Origin of the sequence: Streptomyces sp. NPDC005393 (assembly GCF_040606675.1) — a bacterium.
Taxonomy (GTDB): Bacteria; Actinomycetota; Actinomycetes; order Streptomycetales; family Streptomycetaceae; genus Streptomyces.
The window spans coordinates 12,967-34,750 of sequence record NZ_JBEXFG010000059.1 but is presented as its reverse complement, the minus strand read 5'-3'; the positions used below and the strand labels follow the sequence as shown (position 1 = coordinate 34,750).

16 protein-coding genes are annotated in these 21,784 nt (G+C 72.8%); 14 read left to right on the top strand and 2 right to left on the bottom strand.

Going from position 1 to position 21,784, the window contains the following annotated elements; translation table 11 throughout:
- The 4 genes from ABZS71_RS31550 to ABZS71_RS31535 form a co-directional block, all read left to right on the top strand.
- Positions 1-2,593: FtsK/SpoIIIE domain-containing protein (locus tag ABZS71_RS31550; protein ID WP_356215497.1), on the top strand; the 2,593-nt coding region annotated here is incomplete at its 5' end.
- A gap of 208 nt (positions 2,594-2,801) precedes the next feature.
- On the top strand, positions 2,802-4,160 hold the full coding sequence (locus ABZS71_RS31545) for an extracellular solute-binding protein (protein WP_356215494.1): 1,359 nt from the start codon (positions 2,802-2,804) through the stop codon (positions 4,158-4,160).
- Positions 4,161-4,183: 23 nt separating this feature from the next.
- Positions 4,184-5,554, top strand: a complete 1,371-nt coding sequence (locus tag ABZS71_RS31540; protein ID WP_356215492.1) for a sugar ABC transporter permease — start codon at positions 4,184-4,186, stop codon at positions 5,552-5,554.
- A complete protein-coding gene (locus tag ABZS71_RS31535) occupies positions 5,551-6,432 on the top strand; it encodes a carbohydrate ABC transporter permease (RefSeq protein WP_356215490.1) in 882 nt (293 codons plus the stop codon). Before ABZS71_RS31540 ends, ABZS71_RS31535 begins: the two co-directional genes overlap by 4 nt.
- Before the next feature lie 76 nt (positions 6,433-6,508).
- On the opposite strand, the gene ABZS71_RS31530 is transcribed toward ABZS71_RS31535, so the two are convergent.
- Positions 6,509-6,964: an ATP-binding protein gene (locus tag ABZS71_RS31530; RefSeq protein WP_356215499.1), complete on the bottom strand. Its 456-nt coding sequence runs from the start codon at positions 6,962-6,964 to the stop codon at positions 6,509-6,511.
- A 168-nt stretch (positions 6,965-7,132) separates the two neighbouring features.
- On the opposite strand from ABZS71_RS31530, the gene ABZS71_RS31525 reads away from it, so the two are divergent.
- The 8 genes from ABZS71_RS31525 (at position 7,133) to ABZS71_RS31490 (ending at position 15,732) form a co-directional block, all read left to right on the top strand.
- Positions 7,133-8,047, top strand: coding sequence for a helix-turn-helix transcriptional regulator (locus tag ABZS71_RS31525; protein WP_356215488.1), 915 nt, complete (start codon positions 7,133-7,135; stop codon positions 8,045-8,047).
- Positions 8,004-8,138: a DUF397 domain-containing protein gene (locus tag ABZS71_RS31520; RefSeq protein WP_356215485.1), complete on the top strand. Its 135-nt coding sequence runs from the start codon at positions 8,004-8,006 to the stop codon at positions 8,136-8,138. Before ABZS71_RS31525 ends, ABZS71_RS31520 begins: the two co-directional genes overlap by 44 nt.
- 6 nt (positions 8,139-8,144) lie before the next feature.
- Positions 8,145-8,426: a DUF397 domain-containing protein gene (locus ABZS71_RS31515; protein WP_356215483.1), complete on the top strand. Its 282-nt coding sequence runs from the start codon at positions 8,145-8,147 to the stop codon at positions 8,424-8,426.
- A gap of 273 nt (positions 8,427-8,699) precedes the next feature.
- On the top strand, positions 8,700-9,611 hold the full coding sequence (locus tag ABZS71_RS31510; RefSeq protein ID WP_356215481.1) for a hypothetical protein: 912 nt from the start codon (positions 8,700-8,702) through the stop codon (positions 9,609-9,611).
- Positions 9,596-10,000, top strand: coding sequence for a hypothetical protein (locus ABZS71_RS31505; RefSeq protein ID WP_356215479.1), 405 nt, complete (start codon positions 9,596-9,598; stop codon positions 9,998-10,000). Before ABZS71_RS31510 ends, ABZS71_RS31505 begins: the two co-directional genes overlap by 16 nt.
- 409 nt (positions 10,001-10,409) lie before the next feature.
- The gene (locus tag ABZS71_RS31500) at positions 10,410-12,848 is read left to right on the top strand and encodes a bifunctional glycosyltransferase family 2 protein/CDP-glycerol:glycerophosphate glycerophosphotransferase (protein WP_356215477.1); all 2,439 of its coding nucleotides are present in this window, start codon (positions 10,410-10,412) and stop codon (positions 12,846-12,848) included.
- A gap of 20 nt (positions 12,849-12,868) precedes the next feature.
- Positions 12,869-14,707, top strand: a complete 1,839-nt coding sequence (locus tag ABZS71_RS31495; RefSeq protein WP_356215475.1) for a stealth family protein — start codon at positions 12,869-12,871, stop codon at positions 14,705-14,707.
- Positions 14,680-15,732, top strand: coding sequence for an FkbM family methyltransferase (locus tag ABZS71_RS31490; protein WP_356215473.1), 1,053 nt, complete (start codon positions 14,680-14,682; stop codon positions 15,730-15,732). Before ABZS71_RS31495 ends, ABZS71_RS31490 begins: the two co-directional genes overlap by 28 nt.
- 239 nt (positions 15,733-15,971) lie before the next feature.
- Here ABZS71_RS31490 and ABZS71_RS31485 read toward each other — a convergent pair whose 3' ends face one another.
- Positions 15,972-17,486 (bottom strand): glycosyltransferase family 39 protein, encoded by a 1,515-nt coding sequence (locus tag ABZS71_RS31485; protein WP_356215471.1) that lies wholly within the window; start codon positions 17,484-17,486, stop codon positions 15,972-15,974.
- A gap of 89 nt (positions 17,487-17,575) precedes the next feature.
- Here ABZS71_RS31485 and ABZS71_RS31480 point away from each other — a divergent pair, with 89 nt between their 5' ends.
- Positions 17,576-19,705, top strand: a complete 2,130-nt coding sequence (locus ABZS71_RS31480) for a hypothetical protein (RefSeq protein ID WP_356215469.1) — start codon at positions 17,576-17,578, stop codon at positions 19,703-19,705.
- A gap of 63 nt (positions 19,706-19,768) precedes the next feature.
- The gene (locus tag ABZS71_RS31475) at positions 19,769-21,778 is read left to right on the top strand and encodes a glycosyltransferase family 2 protein (RefSeq protein WP_356215467.1); all 2,010 of its coding nucleotides are present in this window, start codon (positions 19,769-19,771) and stop codon (positions 21,776-21,778) included.
- Positions 21,779-21,784 lie beyond the last annotated feature (6 nt).

Genomic DNA, 21,784 nt, shown 5'->3' with positions numbered 1-21,784 from the left:
CTCGGGCCGCCAGAAATACTCGTCGATCTTCAACTACCCCACGCTGACCTGGGCCGACGTCGGCGCGCAGCCGGGAGCCGCCGCGGCCGGGGCCGCCGGGGCCGCGCGGGGGGAGCGGGATCGTACACATGTGCATGCGCAGGCGTATGCCTACGACGCCCCCGGGGCGCAGGCTCGGCGGCGGGGGATAGGGGCCTGGGTGCGGCAGCTCGCCGGGGGGCGGGCGGCGGCGGAGCGGGACGAGGGGCCGGAGGACGGCCTCGCCGAGGGCGCGGCGGAGCGGGCGGCCGCCGAGTCCGAGGCGTTGCAGCGGCGCTGGCCGGACGCCGCCACCGTGCTGATGACGGCGCTGGGGCCGGGCCCGCGGTTGTGGGAGCGCGCCCAGGGGCATCCGGACGCGCTCACCGTGCGGCTCGGCTCGGTCGACCGGCCGGCGGCCGGCGGCCGGCTGCTGCCCGCCGCCCCCGTCACGGTCGATCTGCGGCGGGCCGGTTCGCTGGGCCTGGCGGGCCCGCGAGCCCGGCTGACCGGGCTCGCCCGGTCAGCCGTGGCACAGCTGGCGGCCCTGCACGCACCCACCGCGCTGGAGCTCGTCCTGCTCAGCACCGAGGAGCGGCTCGCGGAGTGGTCCTGGCTCGGGTGGCTGCCCCAGGTGCAGCCGCTGCGCGGGCAGGACTGCCGGCTGCTGCTCGCGTACGACGGGGAGCAGGCCGCGGCGCGTATGTCCGAGCTGACGCGGCGGATGGACGACGGGCCGCTCGGGCCGGGGTGGACGACCGCGTCCCCGGCCGCCGTGGCCTCGGCCACGGCCCGGCACACCGGGCCGTACACGGTGGTGATCGTGGACGGCGACCCCGCACCGGCCGCGCTGCGCGAGACGCTCGCGGGGCTGGCGGCGCGCGGCCCCGCGGCCGGGATCCATCAGCTGTGTCTGGCCGAGGCTCCCGCCGCCTCGCCCGCGTCCCCGCTGCCCATGAGCTATGAGGCGGCGTGCTCCGGGTCCGACGCCTTCGCGGCGTGCGGGGTGGCCGCCCTGCTGAGCGGGGATGTGGCCACGGGGCTGCAGATCGTGCACCGGGACGCGGCCGCGAGCGGCACCAGCGGGGTCACCGGCGCGACCGGTGCCACCACGACCGTGACCGTGGACGCGGTGTCGGCGGCGTGGGCCGAGCGGTTCGCGCGGGCGCTGGCACCGCTGCGCCCGGCCGCCTCCGCGCAGGGCGACGCGGGCGGCCCCGGGCGCCCGCCGACCGCTCCGCTGCCGAACGCGGCGCGACTGCTGGACGAGTTGGGGCTCGCACGGGCCACGCCCGCCTCGCTGATGGCCCGTTGGGCGGCCGCGGCGGACGAGGTTCCGGCGGGCGGCCGGGCGCTCGCGGTGCTCGGCGCCGGGCCGCGCGGCCCGCTCGCGGTCGATCTGGCCGCCGACGGACCGCATGTGCTGATCGACGGCGCGGCGGGCACCGGCAAGACGGAGCTGCTGCGCTCGCTCGCCGCCTCGCTCGCGGCGGCCGAGCGGCCGGACCGGCTGGAGCTCGTGCTCGTGGACGGAGGGGGCACCGCTGCGGGCCCCGGAGCGGGCTCAAGCGGCGGCGACGGGCTGCGGGTATGCACCGACCTGCCGCATGTCTCGACGTATCTGGCGGCCTCGGACCCGGTGCGGATGCGGGAGTTCGCGCAGGCGCTCAGCTCGGAGCTCAAGCGCCGCGCCGAGGTGCTGGGCCGGCTGGACTTCGCCACCTGGCACACCCGGCTCCTGAGCGGCGAGGCCGAGGCCGACCGCGACGGCGGCGGCACGGCCGCGCGCCACTCCACGGGCGGCACGCCCCGCGTGGTCGCGCCCCGGCCGCCGGGCGATATCGACCCCCCGCCCATCGATACCCTGCGCACGCTGAACCTCCGCGCCCAGCGCACGACGGGCGCGGCGGCGGCGCCGGACGCGGCCTCGGCCGCCGCCGGGCCCCGTCCGCTCCCCCGCCTCGTCGTCCTGGTGGACGACTTCGACGCGCTGGTCGCCCCGGCGCTCGGCAGCCCCGGCCGGCCGGCGGCCGGTTCGGTCGTGCGCGCCCTGGAGGCGATCGCCCGCGACGGCGCCCACCTCGGGGTGCATCTGGTGGCGGCGTCCGGCCGTCCGGACCGTACGGCGGACACGGCGGCGGTCGAGCGGGCCAGGCTCCGGATCACCTTGGAGCCGCGCCCTGTGGGGACCACCGGCACCGAGGCATCCGAGAGGCCCGGAGGGCCCGAGAGGTCCACCGACCCCCACGGCCCCGCCGCCCCGGCACGGGCCGTCACCTCCACCCCCGCGACCACACCCCCGGGCGACCCGGCCCCCGGCCGCGGCCGTCTCTTCCGTCCCGACGACGCCGCGGTGACCCCGTTCCAGGCGGGTCGGGTGACCGGGCGGATACCGCGGACCGCGACCCAGCGGCCCACGGTCGTCCCGCTCGAATGGCAGCGGATGGGCGACCCACCGACCCGCCGGCCCGTTCGCGAGCTGGGTAACGGCCCCACCGATCTGGCCCTGCTCGCCAGCGCCCTGCAGCGCGCCGCGCAGTCGGCGGACGCGCCCACCGCCCCCGCGCTGATCTGACCGCTCCTGCCCGGCTTTCCGGTCCGATCGGCCCCTGTCCCCCGTCCGACCCACCCGGCCCGTTATCGGCTGACGCTTCATCACGGCACGGTCACGATCCGTGAGTGAACGACGACGGCGGTATTGCGACGTCCGGTGACCGGGCGTAGGACTACTCGCACGGGACACGGCCGTACGGGGGCGGTCGGCATCGGAGGGGAACACGGGGATGCAGGCATCGCTTCGCAGGAAGCGTTCCACACGAGCCGCGCTGGCCCTGCTGTCGGCGGGAACGCTGATGCTCACCGCCGCGGGCTGCGGCAGCGACGACACGGACACGGTGAGCGGAAGCCCACCGCCCCATACCGTCGAGCTGCCCCGCTTAGCGGGCCAGAAGCTCCAGGTCACCGCGGTCTGGACCGGCACCGAGCAGGAGAATTTCACCAAGGTCCTCAAGGAGTTCGAGAAGCGCACCGGGGCCAAGGTCTCCTTCGTGCCGAGCGGTGACGACATGGCGGGCTTCGTCGGTTCGAAGATCGCAGGCGGCGCCCCGCCCGATGTCGCGATCGTCGGACAGGTCGGCGTGGTCCGTGAATTTGCCCAGAAGGGCTGGGCCAAGCCGCTCGGCGCCGCCGCCAAGGCGCAGCTCGCCGAGAACTTCGCCAAGGGCTGGCAGGATCTCGGCGCCTCCCAGGGCACGCAGTACGGCGTGTATTTCAAGGCCAGCAATAAATCCCTGGTCTGGTACAACACGTCGGCGTTCGACTACGCGGGCGCGAAGGAGCCGAAGACCTGGAAGGACTTCCTGGCCCAGGCCCAACTGCTCTCCGATTCCGGCACCGATGCGATCGCGGTCGGCGGACAGGACGGCTGGACGCTCACCGACTGGTTCGAGAACGTCTATCTCTCCCAGGCGGGACCCGAGAAGTACGACGAGCTCGCCCAGCACAAGATCAAGTGGACCGATCCGTCCGTCACCAAGGCGCTCACCACACTCGCCCAACTGTGGGGCACCAAGGGCCTGATCGCGGGCGGCCGTGGCGGCGCGCTGCAGACCGCGTTCCCGGACTCCGTCACCAAGACCTTCGGCAACGCGGCGGAACCGGAGGCGGGCATGGTCTTCGAGGCGGACTTCGTCGCCGCCAATGTCGCCGACGCGGGCGCGGAGCTCGGCGCCGACGCCAAGGTGTTCCCCTTCCCGGCCGTGGGCGACAAGGCGCCGGTGGTCACCGGCGGCGACGCGGCCGTGGCGCTGAAGAACAGCAAGGCGTCGCAGGCGCTGCTGACCTTCCTCGCCTCGCCGGACGCCGCCTACATATGGGCCAGGGCCGGTGGCTTCGTCTCGGCGAACAAGTCCCTTGACCTCGGCGCCTATCCCAATGCCCCGTTGCGCGATATCGCCAAGGCGCTGATCGCGGCGGGCGATGACTTCCGGTTCGACATGTCCGACCAGGCTCCGGCCTCCTTCGGCGGAAAGCCGGCCCAGGGCGAATGGAAAGCGCTCCAGGACTTCCTCAAGAACCCGAGGAACGTCGAAGGCACGCAAGCCCAGTTGGAAGCCGACGCCGCCAAGGCGTACAAGAACTGACGACCCGACCGGGAGATCCCCCTATGTCGACCGCGACAGCGGACGGCGCGGCCACACCTGGCCGGGCACCGTCCGGACCACCGGCGAACGCGACCAAGACCGACAAGAAGCGCATCCTGGGCACCCGGCCGTGGCTGGCGGCGGTCTTTCTGCTGCCCGCACTGGTGCTGCTCGGGGCGCTGGTCGTCTATCCGATCGGCTACTCCCTCTACCGCAGCTTCTTCGACGCGAGCGGCAACGGCTTCGTCGGCCTGGACAACTACCAGGAGATGTTCTCCGACAACGCCACCAAGACAGCGATCAAGAACAACATCATCTGGCTGGTCCTGGCCCCGACCGTCTCCACCGCCCTCGGCCTCATCTTCGCCGTGCTCACCGAGCGGGTGCGCTGGGCCACCGCCTTCAAGCTGATCGTCTTCATGCCGATGGCGATCTCGATGCTGGCGGCGGGCATCATCTTCCGGCTGGTCTACGAGCAGGACCCGGACAAGGGCGTGGCCAACGCCATGTGGGTGAGCGTGCATGACTCCTTCACCGAGTCGCCGCCCTTCCCCGGCGCCCATCCGCGCCCGGCCGCCGGGATGACCGACGGGTCGAACGGCTCGTTCACCACCCGGGCGACGGTGCGCGCCGGCACCCCGGCCTCGCTGCCGCTGGTCGCGGCCAAGCGCGACGACATCAGCGGGGCGCGGGAGGCCAGGGCCGCGCAGCCCGAGGCCGGGAAGGTCACCGGCACCGTCTGGTTCGACTTCACCAAGGGCGGCCTCGGCGAACAGGGCGTCCTCGACAAGGGCGAGAAGGCGATGGCCGACCTCAGGATCGAGGCGGTCAGGGACGGCAAGGTCGTCGCGAGGACGACGTCGGCGGCGGACGGTACGTACACCCTCCCCGCCAAGGCCGAGGGCGCCCGGCTACGGCTGCCCGCCTGGAACTTCTCCGAGCCGTACAACGGGGTGGACTGGCTCGGCCCCACCCTCGTCACCCCGGCCATCATCGGCAGTTACGTCTGGATCTGGGCGGGCTTCGCGATGGTGCTGATCGCGGCGGGGCTCGCGGGTGTGCCGCGTGAGCTGATGGAGGCCGCGCGGATGGACGGCGCCAATGAGTGGCAGGTCTTCCGGCGGGTCACGGTGCCGCTGCTGGCGCCCGTGCTCTCGGTCGTCGTCGTCACCCTCATGATCAACGTGATGAAGATCTTCGACCTGGTCTACATCATCGCGCCGGGCCCCTCACAGGACGATGCCAACGTCCTGGCCCTCCAGCTCTTCCAGTCGTCCTTCGGCACCGATGTCAACCAGGGCCTCGGCAGCGCCATCGCCGTGCTTCTGCTGTTGCTGGTCATGCCCGTCATGTTCATCAATATCCGCCGGATCCGAAGGGAGAAGCGCCGATGACCAGCGCGGACACTGTCGTAGAAGCGAAGCCGTCCCCTGTCGCGCGGATCGCGGCACGGGCCGGCGGCGGGGTGATGCGGGTCGTTCTCATCCTCATCGCCCTCTTCTGGCTGATGCCGACCGCCGGGCTGCTGCTGTCCTCGCTGCGCGACCCGGCGCAGGTGGACATCTCGGGGTGGTGGAAGGTCTTCTCCGACCCCGGGCAGCTCACCTTCAGCGGCTATGACCATCTGCTGAGCAATCAGCAGATCACCGACTCGCTGTGGACCACCCTCGGGATCACCGTCCCGGCGACGCTGCTGGTGGTCGTCATCGGGGCGCTGGCCGGCTACGCCTTCGCGTGGATGGACTTCCCCGGCCGCGACTGGTGGTTCCTGATCGTCGTCACCCTGCTGGTCGTCCCGGTCCAGGTCGCGCTGATCCCGGTCGCCAAGCTCTTCGGCGAGATCGGGATCTTCCAGACCACGACGGGCGTGGTGCTCTTCCACACCGCCTTCGGCCTGCCCTTCGCGATCTTCCTGCTGCGGAACTTCTTCGCGGAGATCCCCCGCGAGCTGCTGGAGGCGGCGCGCCTGGACGGCGCGGGCGAGCTGCGGCTCTTTCTGCGCGTCGTGATGCCGCTGGGCGGCCCGGCCATCGCCTCGCTCGGCATCTTCCAGTTCCTGTGGGTCTGGAACGACATGCTGGTCGCCCTGATCTTCGCGGACAGCGGCAATCCGCCGATCACGGTCGCGCTGCAGCAGCAGGTCCGGCAGTTCGGGAACAACATCGACATCCTCGGCCCCGGCGCCTTTGTCTCGATGGTCATCCCGCTGGCCGTCTTCTTCGCCTTCCAGCGGCAGTTCGTGGCCGGTGTGATGGCGGGCGCGGTGAAGTAGGCGACCGCCGCGTCATCCACAGGTCCTCTCGGCCCGGCGTCCCCTTCCTGGGGGCGCCGGGCCGCCCCTTCTCGGGTCATGGCGCACCGCACTCCGCCCATACCGTCTTGCCGACGGGGATACGAGGGGTCGTTCCCCAGCGGGTGGCCAGCAGGTCGACCAGAAGCAGGCCACGGCCCGATGCGTCATCGGCCGTCAGCGTCGGCGGAATGGCCGGGAGGCGGTCCTCGCGGGCGTCCGAGACCTCGACGCGGATCGTCCGCGTCGAGGGTTCGCAGGCGACACGGAGACGGAAGTCCCGTCCGGGTACCCGGCCGTGACGTACCGCGTTGGAGGCCAGCTCCGCCACCAGGAGGGCCACCGTGCAGGATGCGTCCGACGCGGGCGGATAGCCCCAGTCCTCCATGCGCCGCACGGCGAGCCGCCGGGCGAGGCGCGCTCCGCGCGGTGTGGAGGGGAACTGCTGGGTGAGTTCCCGGAGTTCGGGCTCGGGGTCCGGCGCCGGGGTCGTCTTCAGCACGGTGTTGTCCATTTCCGTCCGATCGATCTTCCGTACGATTCGCACCGTGTGCGCATCGTGACGTTCCGTGCCCAAGGATCGCGTCGCGGGTCTACGCTCGAAAGGCCATGACGCTTTACCTTTCAGGCCGTAAGGAACGGAAGTGATGTTTTGGCCAAAGAAGTTGATCCTCGCTCGTCGATGGCGGCGTTGTTCGGGTCGCGGGTCCGCAGACTCCGCACGGCCGCCGGTCTGACTCAGGCCGAGCTGGGCGAGAGGACGCATGTGGTCAGCACCCGGATCACGCAGATCGAGCGGGCCTCGGGAGCGAAGCCGACGTTCGAGCTGACGCGGGCGCTCGACAGCGTCCTGGGGGCGGACAGCCTGCTTGTCGACATGTGGCCGTACGTGTATCGGGAGGCGTTCCCGGACTGGTCGCGGGCGTTCATGGCCTACTCGGAGCGGGCGGTGTCCATTCGTGAGTACGCCGCGCAGGTGGTGCCCGGCCTATTGCAGACGAGGGACTACGCGCGGGCCGTACTGAGCCTCGACCCCCTCCTCAGCGGCGAGCAGCAGTTGGAAGAGCGCGTCACCGCTCGCCTTGGACGGCAGGAGCGGCTCCGTTCACCGGACGGGCCCGAGCTATGGGTCGTCCTGGACGAGGCGGTGTTACGGCGCCCGGTCGGTAGCCACTCGGTAATGCGGGCCCAGTTGTACCGGTTGCTGAAGGCAGCCGCTGAACGCCACATCACCGTGCAGGTACTGCCGTTCGACCAGGGCGGGCATGAGGCAATGGGCGGATCCCTGACCATGCTGACCCTGCCGGACGGCGACGAAGTCGCCTACAAAGAAGGTGCAGACTTCGGTCAACTCGTCGAGGAACCAAAGGATGTGAAGCACTACGCCCTGTCCTACGATCGGCTGCGGGCAGCATCTCTGCCCCCGCTCATGTCGCTCGACATGATCCGATCCGTGATGGAGGGCAACCACCGTGGAGCGAGTGTCCCATCCCGATCTGAACGGCGCCGCGTGGCGCAAGAGCAGCTACAGCAATCAGGCGGGTGGCAACTGCGTGGAGGTCGCCGACGGCATACCCGGCGTCGTCCCCATCCGTGACAGCAAGAACCCCCACGGCCCCGCTCTGGTCTTCCCGGCAGAGTCCTGGGTCGCCTTCGTTGATGAGCTGACGACCGGCCGCGGCCTCTGATCCGGCATGGCGGGCCTCGATCTGAACGGCGCGTACTGGCGCACGAGCAGCTACAGCAATCAGGCGGGCGGCGACTGCGTCGAGGTGGCGAGCCTCGACCTGGACAGCGCCGCCTGGCGCAAGAGCAGCTACAGCAATCAAGAGGGTGGCGACTGCGTCGAGGTGGGCGACATAGCCAGGGTGGTTCCCGTCCGTGACAGCAAGAACCCCGACGGTTCCGTGCTGGTCTTTCCGGTGGCGTCCTGGGCCGCATTCCTACGTGAGTTGAAGACCGACCACCGTCCCTGAGTCGGCCAGGAACCGGTCGGCGTCGTCGTTCCGGGCCCGCCGGACCCTCGTATGCGGGGGTCCGGCGGGCCACGAATTCCCCCAAAGAACCGGGATAAAGAACTCCCGCCCACCCACCCTTCCGACTGGTCACCCGTACGAGTGACCAGCTTGCGGGCGAAGCACACAGGTCGTTACGTTCAGCGCAACACAACCGCAAACAGACGACGGCCCCCGGCCGGGACGGCAATCCCGATCGAGGGCCTGACCGATCAGGAAGAAGAGACCTTCCCGATGGCTGGCCCGCAGTCTAACGCGCCCACGCGCGCCGACGCCGGAGCTCCGACCTCCGGCGTGATCCACGTCCGTACCCGTCTCACCGCCGACTTCACCGTGATCGCCAACGCCCTCGCACAGCGACGCGGAAGCGCGGTCACCATCGGCGTCGCGGCCTACATCCTCTCCCTGCCCGACGGCACCCCCGTGAGCATCGCCGCGCTGTGCGAGCACTTCACCGAGGGCGAGATCCTGATCTCCCGGGCTTTACGGGAGTTGGAGTCCGCCGGCTACCTGGAGCGACGGCGGGAACGCGGGCCCGGAGGCATCATCCGTACTCGCACCTACTTCTACGACGTCCCGGGGGGCTGTGGCGCACCCACCCCACCGCGTCTCCGCAAACCCCGGCCGAGCGCGCCGCAGGAGGCACCCGCCGCGCGTACGGCAGCGCACACGCCCGAGCCGGAAGCCCCCACCGACACAAGCCGTCCCAGCGCAGCCCCATCCCCGCCCTCACTCGCCGAGGCCGACGAACAGGCCGTCGCCATCCTCGCCTCGCTGCGCATCCTCGACCCCCGGCTGATCCTGTCCCGCCGCGACGTCGCCGAACTCGCACCCGCCGTCGCCCAATGGCTCTCCACCGGGGTGGGGCCCGCGCAGATCACGCGTGCGCTCACCGCACGGCTCCCCGACCGCCTACTGACCCGCCCGGCCCGCATCCTGGCCTTCCGCCTCAGCGAACCTCCCCTGCCCGTATCCGCCCGGCAGACCAAGCCCGGCGGGACCATCCTGGCCACCGTCGGCGGCGCATGGTCCTACGGCACCGGCCTCGCGAAGGTCACCGTCTGCGAGGACGGCACCGCCGAGGGCCGAATCATCGGCCGCTGCAGGCAAGGTCCCAGGCCGTGGTACCGGTGGCCGGTGACCTGACCGCACGCACCGCCTACCCCGACAGTGAGCGGGAGGCGAAGGTGCCACCCGTCCTCCTGGAGGAGTGGATGCCCGCCTTCCTCGCCCAGCTCGCTGCCCCCGGTGCACAATTCGTCCGCGCCGCGACGAGCGACGGCGCCCAGCTCCTGTACGTGTTCGATCCGGAGCGCGAGTCCTTCGCCGAATTCACCTCTGATGGCGAAGACTGGGCCGTCCGGCAGGGCGGCCCCGTGGCCCTGTGGGACAACATCGAGCAGGCGCTCACCGCATGGCAGAACGCTGGGAGCCCCGACATCACCGCCGTACAGCTCCACATCACCGCCGAGGCCCACACGTACTGGATCGGCGACAACCCGGCAGCACTGCGCTGGCAGCACCCCCTCGCCTGACCGCCAGGACCGGCGAGGGCACTTCGACGGTGAGGGCGAGAACATGGAGGCTCGCAACACCGCCTCGTCCGATCTGGGCGAACCACCGTCGGAGTGGGTTGAGCGTCGGGACTCGAAGATCGGCCGACTCCGGGCGGTGCCGAGCGCCTCGGGCGACGGCACTGCGAACGATGCGGCAACATCACGGGGCTGCGGTGCGGCTGGCCACCTGACGGATCCGTCCCCAAGCCTGCGCTCCCCACCCCAGCCAGGCGCATCCGGCGAGAGCACGCACCCACGGGCGAGGTCGGGCGCTGGGCCGAACGGGGGCACTTTGGCGGTCGGCCCGCCACGCTGCCGCCCCATGACGCACACGTTCAGATGATGGTGTGAGAAACCATCCGTGCCGCGTCGACCAATGGGATGCGCCGTGCCCCGGTTCAGCGTCATCGTCCCCGCCTACGAGGTCCAGCCGTACCTCCACGACTGTCTGCGATCCGTGCTGGACCAGGACTTCACGGACCTCGAGCTGATCGCCGTCGACGATCACTCACCCGACGCATGTGGCGCCATCATCGACGAGACCGCGGCCCACGACCCCCGGGTGCGGCCCGTCCACCTCTCCGAGAACGTCGGCCTCGGGCGCGCCCGTAACGCCGGGATCCGCCGCGCCACCGGCGACTACCTGCTCTTCCTCGACGGCGACGACACCCTCGCCCCCGGCTCCCTGCGCGCCGTCGCCGACCGGCTCGCCCACACCGGCGACCCACAGGTCCTGGTCTACGACTACGCGCGCGTGGACTGGACGGGCCAGGCCGTACGGAACGTACGCGCCGAGCTGCTCCGCCACGGCGACGGCCCCCAGGTCTTCCGGCTGGACCAGCGGCCCGAGCTGCTGCGGCTGCTGATGGTGGCCTGGAACAAGGCGTACCGCCGGGACTTCGTCCGCCGGGAGGGGTTCACCTTCCCGCCCGGCTTCTACGAGGACACCCCCTGGACCTTCCCCGTACTGCTGACCGCCGAGTCCATCGCCGTGCTGGACCGGGTGTGTGTGCGCTACCGGCAGCGGCGGCGGGGCGGGATCCTGCGCACCACCAGCCGTCGCCATCTGGAGGTGTTCGACCAGTACGACCGGGTCTTCCGCTTTCTCGACGGCCGGCCCGAGCTGGCCCGCTGGCGCCCGGCGCTGTTCCAGCGGATGCTCGACCACTTCGTGGTGGTCTACTCCGCACCGGGCCGGCTGCCGCCCGGGGCGCGCGCCGAGTTCTTCCGCCGGGCGGGCGCGCACCACCGCCGCTACCGGCCGGGCGACGCGGCCACCCCGCCCGGCCGGGCCCGGTGGCGCTGTCTGCTGCTGCGGCTGGGCGCCCGCCGGGTCTTCCAGCTGCTGCGCGGCGCCGACCGGCTGCGGCGCCGGGCCGCCGAAGCGGGCTCGGCCGCGTACGCCCGGGCGCGCGGAGCCGCGCTGCGGGTGCACTACCGGCTCCAGCGGTGGCGCCGTATCGACCCGCACCTCGCCGTGTTCGCCGCGTACTGGCACAAGGGCTACGCCTGCAACCCGGCGGCCATCGAGGCCGCGGTCCGCGACCTGGCGCCCTGGCTGCGCACCGCCTGGATCACCACCCCCGAGTACGCGCACACCCTGCCGCCCGGGGTGCGCCGGCTGCATCCGGGCTCGGCCGCGTACTGGACCGCGCTCGCCCGCGCCCGCTTCCTGGTCAACAACGTCAACTTCACCCCGCGGATGCGCAAACGGCCCGGCCAGATCCACCTCCAGACCCACCACGGCACCCCGCTCAAGCACATGGGACTGGATCTGCTGGACCGTCCGGCCGCCGCGCGCGGCATGGACTTCGGCAAGCTGCTGGAGCGCGTGGACCGCTGGGACTACAGCCTCTCCGCCAACCGCCACACCACCCTCGTCTGGGAGCGCGTCTACCCCTCCGGCTACACCACGCTCCCCTACGGCTCGCCGCGCAACGACGTCTTCCAGCGCGCCACCGAGGACGATGTGGCCCGGCTGCGCGCCCGGCTCGGCATCCCGGCGGAGACGGTCGCCGTGCTGTACGCCCCCACGCACCGCGACTACCAGCGCCGCGGGGTGCCGCGCCTCGACCTGGAGCGGGTGGCCCGCGCGCTCGGCCCCGGCTTCACCCTCCTGGTCCGGCCGCACTACTTCTCCGCGGCCCCCCGGATGGCGGCGAGCACCGGCCGGGTCATCGACGTCTCGGATCACGGCTGCGTCGAGGAGCTGTGCCTGGCCGCCGACGCGCTGCTCACCGACTACTCGTCCATCATGTTCGACTACGCGGGCCTCGACCGCCCGATCGTCATCCACGCGGACGACTGGGACGCCTACCGCGCCGCCCGCGGCGTCTACTTCGACATCACCGCCACCCCGCCGGGTCCGGTCACCCGCTCCGAGGACGAGCTCATCTCCGTCTTCACCACCGACGCCTGGTACGGTCCGCGCTCGGCCGCGCTGCGCGCCGCCTTCCGCGCGCGCTTTTGCCCGTACGACGACGGGCGGGCCGCCGAGCGCGTGGTGCGGCATGTCTTCCTCGGCCGGCCCGCCGAGCACCTCCCGCCGGTCGTACCGCTCGCCGAGCGCCGGCCCGCCCCGGCCGCGCGGCGCGCCCCAGCGGCCGCTCCAGCCGCCCCGGCCGCCCCGACCGCCCTGGCCGGCTCAACTGCCCCTGCGGCCCCGGCCGCCCTGACCGCCCCGACCGCCCCTGCCGAACCGCGGATGGCGCCGCTCGCGCGGATGGCACCGGCACCGACACCGTCCCCGGCCGGCACCCCCGCGACGGCCGGTGCCCCCCTGCCCCAGCGGAGCCGCCCACTGCCCCACCGGAGCCGCCCCCACTAGCCCCCCACCCTGGACGCACGATGCCCCTCACCGCACCGCCCGCCGCCCCCCGCCCGTGGCTCGCCGACCCGCCGCCCCTGGTGCGCGGCTACCGGCGCACGGTCCCGCTGCCGGTCCGCCGCGCGGTCGTCGCCGTCACCGGCGCCGGGCTGCGCCGCGCGGCCATGCGGGGCCTCGGCGGCCTGTCGGCCGCCTCCGGCGCGCTGCGGCTGCGCTGGGCGCGGCGGCGGCTGCGCCGGACGGGCCTGGCCGGCGCCGGCCGGATCGTGATCGCCGACCGGCACGGCGCCCGGATCGCGACCCTGGCCCCCTCCCCCACCCCGCTGTTCGCGCGCGCCGAGAATCTGCGCCTGGTGTGCGAGGCGCTGGACCGGGCGCAGCTCGACCACTTCGTGGTCCGCTGCCACAGCAACGTCGCCTCCGCCGTGGGCGTACGAGCCGATCAGCGAGGCGCGGTGATCGCGGCTCTCAGCGCGCTGTGCGCCCGCGAGGCGGGCTATGTGTCGCTGCCGGGGCGGCGCCTGCGCGCCGGGTCGCGGCCGCGGCTCGGCGGTACGCGCCGGGCCTGGCGGCGGCCGGCCGACGCCCCCGTCGTCCGCTTCACCCGCTTCCACACGAGCCCCGGCGCGGGCCTCGTCCTCGGTGTGGCGCACGGCTGCGACATCGAGTTCTGGGAGCCCGGGTCGCTGGGCGAGGAGCGGCTGCTGATCGCGCCGCGCTTCAACCGCACCACCGCGTCGGTGCCGCTCGTGGGCGAACCGGTCCGGGCGTCCGACCACCTGTTCACCCGGCTCGCCCCGTCCGCCGGCTGGCGCCCCGGCCCGCTGGTGCGCACCCGCCCGGAGTTCCTCACCCGGCTTCCCGACGAGGTCCGCTTCCCCATCGACGTCGTCTACACCTGGGTCGACGGCTCGGATCCGCAGTGGCAGCGCCGCCGCGCCGCCGCCGCGGGCGAGGGCTACCACGCGCAAGCCGCCAACACCGCCCGCTACGCCAACCGCGACGAGCTGCGCTACTCCCTGCGCTCGCTGTATCTCTACGCCCCCTGGGTGCGCCACATCTACGTGGTGACCGACCGTCAGGTCCCGGACTGGCTCGCGGTCTCACACCCCGGCATCACCGTCGTCGACCACCGCGACATCTTCGACGACACCAGCGTGCTGCCCACCTTCAACTCCCACGCCATCGAGACCCGGCTGCACCACATCGACGGCCTGGCCGAGCACTTCCTCTACTTCAACGACGACGTCTTCCTCGGCTCGCCGGTCATCCCGCAGGACTTCTTCCTGGCCAACGGCGTCTCGAAGTTCTTCCCCTCCCGCGCGCTGATCCCGCTGGCCCCCGTCGGCACCGGCGACGTCCCCGTATCGGCCGCCGGGAAGAACAACCGGACGCTGCTGGAAGGCCGGTTCGGCGCGACCGTCACCCAGAAGATGAAGCACACCCCGCACGCGCTGCGCACCAGCGTCCTCGCCGAGATCGAGCGGGAGTTCCCCGAGGCGGTCCGCGCCACCATGGCCAGCCGGATCCGCTCCACCTCGGACATCTCCGTACCGTCCTCGCTCCACCACTACTACGCGTTCCTGACCGGCCGGGCCGTCCCCGCCCATCTGCGCTACGACTACTTCGACCTGGCCCAGCCCGCCATCCACGCCCGGCTGGCCAGACTGCTGCGGTCGCGGCACTGCCGTGCCTTCTGCCTCAACGACACGGTCTCCTCCGACCACGACCTGGCGGACCAACTGGCCGTGCTCCGCCCCTTCCTCGACGCCTACTTCCCCCTCTCCAGCCCGCTGGAGCGGGCCGTCACCCGACAGGAGACGCGGCAGCCATGCCCCTCGCCATCACCCTTCCCCTGAACCCGGAGGTCCTCAACACGGGCGGACCGTATCCGCGCGCGCTCAATGTGCTCAGCCGCAAACAGACCGCAGTGCAACGGCAGTTGCGGCGCGCCGGACTCGCCGGCTACGAACCGACCACCCAGGCCACCCTGCTGGCCCTCGCCCAGCAGGCCCCCACGGGCAGCGCGGCGTACGACATCGGTGCGCACATCGGCCTGTACTCGGCGCTGATCAGCGCGGTGTACGGGGCCCGCGGGCCGCGTACGGTCGCCTTCGAGCCGACGCCGCAGACGGCCGCGCTGTGCCGCCGCATCCGCGAGTGCAACCGCCTCGGCTTCGAGGTGCAGCAGACCGCGCTCTCCGCCGAACCCGGCACCGCCGAGCTCTACTTCTCCCACAAGTCGGAGTCCTCCAACTCCCTCAACCCCGCCCACCGCCGCCACAGCGAGTCGGTGACGGTCCCGGTCACCACCGTCGACGCCTTCACCGGGGAGCGGGGGCTGATCCCGTACCTCATCAAGATCGACGTAGAGACGTCCGAAGCGGCCGTCCTGCGCGGATCGCTCACCACCATCCGCCGCCACCGCCCCTGGATCGTCTGCGAACTCCTCGCCAGCGCCGACCACGACGCCCTGCGCACCGCCCTGGCCCCGCTCACCGCCATGGACTACGGACTCCACCCCATCACCCCCGAGTCCCCCTGGCACCGCTACGACGAGAACACCTACCGCCCCTCGGTCAGCGCCCAGTCCCGCGACTGGCTCCTCGCCCCACGCCCCCTGACCCCCGCCTTCCACCGGGCCGTACGCCAGTGGCTGATCGCGATCCTCGCGTGCGACGAGACCACCAACCTCCTCACCCCCGACAAGGCCTCCTTCCCCTACGGCTGGAACGCCCCCTACCGCCCCGGCCCGGCCCGCCTCAGCGAATACGCCACCCGCAAGTGGCTGGCCGGCGCGGCCGCCTTCGCCCGCCGAGCCCTCGGCCCCTCCCCGGTGCCCGCCCACCGCCCCAGCCCGGACGCCCCGGCCTCGACCCGGTAGCGCGGGCCGACGGCGACCCAGCGCGCCCCGGAGACGGGGGCCGCCCCTGCGCGCGTCGGGGGCCGATGGGCCGCCGGTCGCGAGAACAGCGCCCTGAGCACGCTGATGCAGGCGGGCTTCGACCAGACGGTGTACGAACTGCTCACCATCGCCACCCAACATCGCGCCATCGTCCGGTAGAGCGGTTCTGAGTTCGCATCGGCTGGAGCCACCGGACGGTCCCGCGTCCGGCCGGTGATCTACCGGCCGCGCACATACCTCTCCAGCCTGCTGCCGGGCAGGCACAGCACATACGCCAGCCGGAAGCGGCCGGCGAGCATGGCTGCCTTCGTCCGCCGTGCCTTCGGGCCGTCCGCCGCGACGAGCCACGCACCGTCCACCGTGCCGAGCCGCCGCAGCAGCTCGGAGGGGCCGACCTCGACCCCGTAGAGGGTGCCGGAGGCGGGGCCGGGCACGGACAGGGCCAGGTCGCGTCGGTCGGCGAGGCTGCGGGGGTAGGCGAGGGCGATGCGGCGTTCGTACGGAGGGTCGTACAGCACCGCGTCGCCCGCCCGCGTCCGCCGGCCCAGCTCGGCAGCGAGCGCCGCCAGATTGTCCGCCCGGCCGTGCGGGCCGCGTACCCGCTGCTGCGGCGGCAGCTGCACCACGAAGGCGACGCCGATCGCCATGACCCCGGCAGCGGCCACGGCCCGGCGGCCACGGTGGCCCGTCGCCCAGGTCGCGAACCGGTCGGCGCCCGAGGCGGCCAGGAGGGGGACGCCCGCGAGCGCGAAGAGGAGGTAGCGGTTCAGGAAGAGGGGGTCGGACTGGGAGAGGGCGAAGAGCAGGGCCGGTGGGGCGCACAGGAGCGGAAGGGCCACGGCGGTGAGGGAAGGGCTGCCCGGGCGGGGCGGCAGGGGGCGGGCAACGGCGACCGCGATCAGCAGGGCGTTGACGGCGAGGACGAGCCCGCTGGGACCGGCGAAGTCCTTGGCCAGCGCCCATAGCCCCGCTGGGCCCGGCTCCGGGATCCAGGCGACCTGACCGCTCTGCCGCCGGGCGAGGAGCGCCAGCGGCACGAGCGGAGCCATGGCCGAGGCCGCCGCGAGCCCCCAGCCACGCCAGACGCGCCGCGGGGCACGCGAGGCGAGCAGGGTCAGGGCGTGCGCGGCGAGCAGCAGCCCCGCGAAGAGGTGCAGCAGCGCGGTAACGGCGATGACGAGCCCGTACCCGACCCAGCGGCCCGCACCCCGGCCCGGGGGCTTTCCTCCTGCCGCGCCGGATACCGAGGCGGCCGCGGCAAGGCCGGCCGGCCTGCCGGTTCCGGCAGGTTCCTCGACCGCCCCCACCAACAGCCACGTCGCCCAGACGGCTCCGGCCGCGACGAGGGCGTAGGAGCGGCCCTCCTGGGCGTAGTGGCTGATCAGGGGCGTGGCCGCGTAGAGCAGCCCGGCCCACAGGCCCACCCTCGGGCGCGCGAGACGGCAGCCGAGGGCCGCGACCAGGCCCGTGGCCAGTACGGCAGCGGCCACCGACGGCAGGCGCAGGGCGACCTCGGAGGGCCGTACGGCCAGCACCGGGTGCATCAGCAGGTAGTAGAGGCCGTGGACGGCGTCCACGCTGCCCAGTGCGCGCAGGATCTGGCGGAGGGTCCGCTGGGCCATCTGCTGCGTCGCGGACTCGTCGCGCCACATCGTGCCCCGGTTCAGCCCCCACAGGCCGAGGCAGAGCATGACGGCCATCGGGGGCAGCACGGCGCGGGGCGGGATCCTCACGCTTCCCCCAAACGAGAAAAGGCATAAATAGGACTATTCACCTACAGTTTGCAATCAGTACCAACCATCCGCCGCGAAGGGCACGCGTCATGAACCGCCTCGGTATCAAAAGTCCCCTCGGCCTCGCGGCGTTCGCCGTGATGGCCGGGTGCCTGGTGACGATGGCGGTGGCCGCCATCACCGGTGCCGGCGGGGTCTTCGCCGCGGCCGGGCTGGCCGGCTTCGGGTGCGATCTGCTGCTGCACCGCACTGAGCCGGGGCTGATGTCCCGTCTGGGGCGCCTGCACGTCGGCGAGACGCTCCGGTTCGAGCTGCGCTGTGTGCTGCTGCTTCTGCTGCTCGGACGGTTGCATGTGACCGGCCCGATCGGACTGGCGGCGGCCATGACGCTGGTGCTGTGTCTGCTGGCCGGCCAGGCGCTGCACGCCGCGATACGGACACTGATCCGCCGGCGCCGCGGGCTCGCGGTCGCGACCCGCAATATCGATCTGCGCCGACTGGGCATCAGCGACCGGCCGCCGCGCCGGCTCACCGAATGGCCGGGCCAGCGGATGCTGGCGTACGAGCTGTCCGCCCTGCTGGGCCTGACCGCGTCGCTGGTGACCGGCGACGCCCGGTGGGTGGTGGCGGGGCTGGCGCTGGGGGCCGGGTCCTGTCTGGTGACGGTGCTCGCGCTGGTTCCGTACCTCGTCCAGGCTATTCGGCTGCCCGGTCCCGCACGGGTGCTGGCCGAGGTCGACGCCTGGCTGATCCGCCACTGCCCCGAGACGGTGCTGTACTTCTCCGGTGCGCGCGACTCCGCGTACCAGGTCACCATGTGGCTGAAGGCAGTGGCGGCGCTGCGCTCCCCGTCCCTGGTCATCCTGCGCGAACGGCAGCTGCTGGAGGTGCTGGGGCCGACCGCGCTGCCGGTGCTGTGCGTGCCGAGCGCGGTGCATCTGATGAACCTGGACCTGAGCAGTGTGCGGGTCGCGCTCTACCCCGCCAACGTCGGCAAGAACATCCATCTGCTGCGAGTGCCGACCATGCAACACGTCTTCCTGGGCCATGGCGACAGCGACAAGATCGCCAACGTCAATCCGTACAGCAAGGTCTACGACCAGGTGTGGGTCGCGGGCGAGGCGGGGCGGCAGCGCTACGCCGAGGCGGCGGTGGGCGTCGAGGACGCCCATATCGTCGAGATCGGCCGCCCGCAGCTGGACGGCGTACGCGTCGCCGGCGGCGACCACGCGCCCGTCCCCTTCCCCACCGTGCTGTACGCGCCGACCTGGGAGGGGTGGACGGACGAGCCGGGCAACACCTCGCTGACGCTCGCGGGCGAGCACATCGTACGGCGGCTGCTGGAGAGCGAGCGTCCGGTCCGCGTCCTCTACAAGCCGCACCCCTTCACCGGCCGCCGCTCCCCCGAGGCCCGCGCCGCCCACCAGCGCATCGTCGCCCTGATCGGCGCCGCGAACGAGCGCCGCGCCGCGGACCCGATCGGCGAGGAGACCGAGGACGAACGGGCGCTGCGCGCCGAAGCCGCCCGCTGCCGCGCCGAGCTGACGAAGCGCATCGCCGCGCTGGACGCCCGGCTCCGCCGGGACCACGCCGACGAGGCCATGCTCACCCGCGACAGCGCCGAGCCCGACCCGGCGCTCCCGGCCGAGGCCGACGCGCTGCACGAGCAGTGGCACCAGGCCCACTGGGCGGCCACAGCGCCCTGGCTGCACCAGGTCGTCGAGGGGCCGGCGCCGGCCCTCTACCCGTGCTTCGACCAGGCCGATCTGCTGATCGGCGACATCTCCTGCGTGGTGTCCGACTTCATCGCCACCCTCAAGCCGTACGCGCTCACCGATACGGCGGGGCTCGGGGAGGAGGAGTTCCGGCGGCAGAACACCGCGGCCCGCGCCGCGTACCTCCTCGACCCGGAGGCGGGCGGCGTGGACCACCTCCTCCAGCTGCTCTTCGACCCCGCCCGCGACGAGCTGCGCCCCGCCCGCCACGAGCTGAGGGAGTTTCTGCTCGGCCCGGCCACCCCGCCGTCCATCCAGCGCTTCAACGACGCGGTCGACGCCCTCGTCGCCAAGGGCGAGGCGGTCATCCGGCTGCGCGAACTCCACACGCGCGAACTCCACCCGATCCGCGAGGGAGCACTCGATGAACATCAAGGTCAGCGTGGTCGTCCCGGTGCGTCACCCGGGGAAGACGGTCATGGGCGGATCGACCTTGTGCCGTGAGCGATCCCGCCCCGGGCGGGAGTTCGACGCCGCCTGAGCCCCCACCTCACTCCCGGAGCCCGCATGTCGCGCACCCCCCGCCCCGGCCCGCGCCCCCGCGTCAGCGTGATCGTCCCCGCCTACAACGCCATGCCCGGGATCACCCGGGCCCTCACCTCCGCCATGGAGCAGACCATCGGGCTCAGCCGCCTCGAAATCATCGCCGTCGACGACGGATCGACCGACGGCACCGGCGAGGAACTGGACCGGCTCGCCGCCGGCTGCCCCGCCCTGAAGGTCGTCCACCAGGAGAACAGCGGCGGCGCCGGCGGACCCCGCAACACCGGCCTGGACCTGGCCCGCGGCGACTTCGTCTTCTTCCTCGACGCCGACAACTATCTGGGGCCGGACGCGCTGCGCCGTATGGTCGCGATGGCCGACCAGAACGGCACCGACGTGGTCGTAGGCAAAATGGTCTCCCCGGACGGGGGCGCCGCCCCGAGGGCGGTCTTCCGCCACAACCAGTTGCGCACCGATGTCTACAGCTCCCGCGCCTACTCCACGCTCGGGCCCTCGAAGCTCTTCCGCCGCTCTCTGATCGACCGGTGCAACCTGCGTTTCCCGCTGTGCCGCGACGGCGAGGACAAGCCCTTCACCGCCGTCGCCTATCTCAACGCCTCCGGCATCTCCGTCGTCGCCGACTACGACTGCTACCACCTCACCCACCGCGAAACCGGCCGGAACCTCACCCGCACCGCCGCCGGTCTCACCGACCGCATCGACGCCATGCGGCTGCTGTTCGAGGCAGCGGCCCGCTACACCCGGCCCGGCCCGCGCCGCGACCAGATCATGCGGCGCCACATCCAGGGGGAGCTGTGCGGCGCCCTGCGCGCACTGCCTCGTGAGAGCGAGGCCGACGCCCGTGAGCGGTTCTTCCCCGAGCTGCGCGGATGGGCGCTCGCCCACTGCTCGGACGCGCTCTTCCACGCCCTCACCGCGCCGGAGCGGGTGATGATCTACCTCCTGCGCGCCGACCGCTTCGACGATCTGATGTCCGTCGTACGCAACGCCAAGGAGGACGCCGACCGCGGACACCTCGTCGACAAGGGCCGCGTCTACTGGCTCCACCCGTTCTTCCGCGACCCCGCCGCCGACGTCCACGACGCCTGCTTCGACGTCACCGACCGGCTGCCGGTCCACCACCGCCTCGCCGGCGCCGGCTGGCACGGCGGCTCCACCCTGCGGGTGCGCGGCCGGGCGGCCATCGAAGGACTCGACCCCGGCCCCGAGGACCGCACCGAACTGGTGCTGCGCAGGCGTGAGGCGAGGGACGAGCTGCGGATGCCGGTCACCCCCGTCGACGACGGGGTCCCGGAGAGCGGGGGGTTCGAGGCGGACATCGACATCGCCACCGCCGACGACGGCGCACCGCCGCGCCCCGGCGTCTGGGACGTCTTCCTCGATGTACGCGCGCAGGGCGTCAGCCGCACCGTACGGTTCGGGCACCGCCACGACGACGGCCTGGACATCGGCACCGCGCGCCGGGTCGTGACCGCCGGGCCCGGTCTGCGCGCCCGCGTCACGCCGTACTTCACCACCCCGTACCGCGACCTCTCCCTCGACATCGGCCCCGCCCCGCGGCGAGCGCCCTGCGAGGTGACCGAGGCCGTGTGGCACCCGTCGGACAAGGGCACCCTGGTCGTCGCCGGGCGGCTGCTGCCCCCCGGCACCCCGCCGCGGGGCCGGGTGCTGCGGCTGCGCGCCGAGCACACCGACGGCCGGGTGTCCGACCACCCGGTACGGTTCGCCGCGGGCCACCCGGCGGGCGCCTTCACCGCCCGGCTGCCGGTGCGCGACCTGAGCCGCGGCCGGTGGACGGTAACGCTGACCCTCGTGGGGCCCGGCGGCAGCGGCGACGGCCGGCCGCCCGCCGCCCCCGTGCCGCCACCCGCCCGGCTGCCCGGCGCTCGCTGGCTGCGCTTCGGCCGCCCGTACTACGCCAAGCCGCTCATCGGGCGCGGCGAGGCGACCCTGGAGCTGCGGGTGGCCCCGGTGCGGCTGGTCGCGGCCGTACGCAACCGTCTGCGACGCTGACCGGTC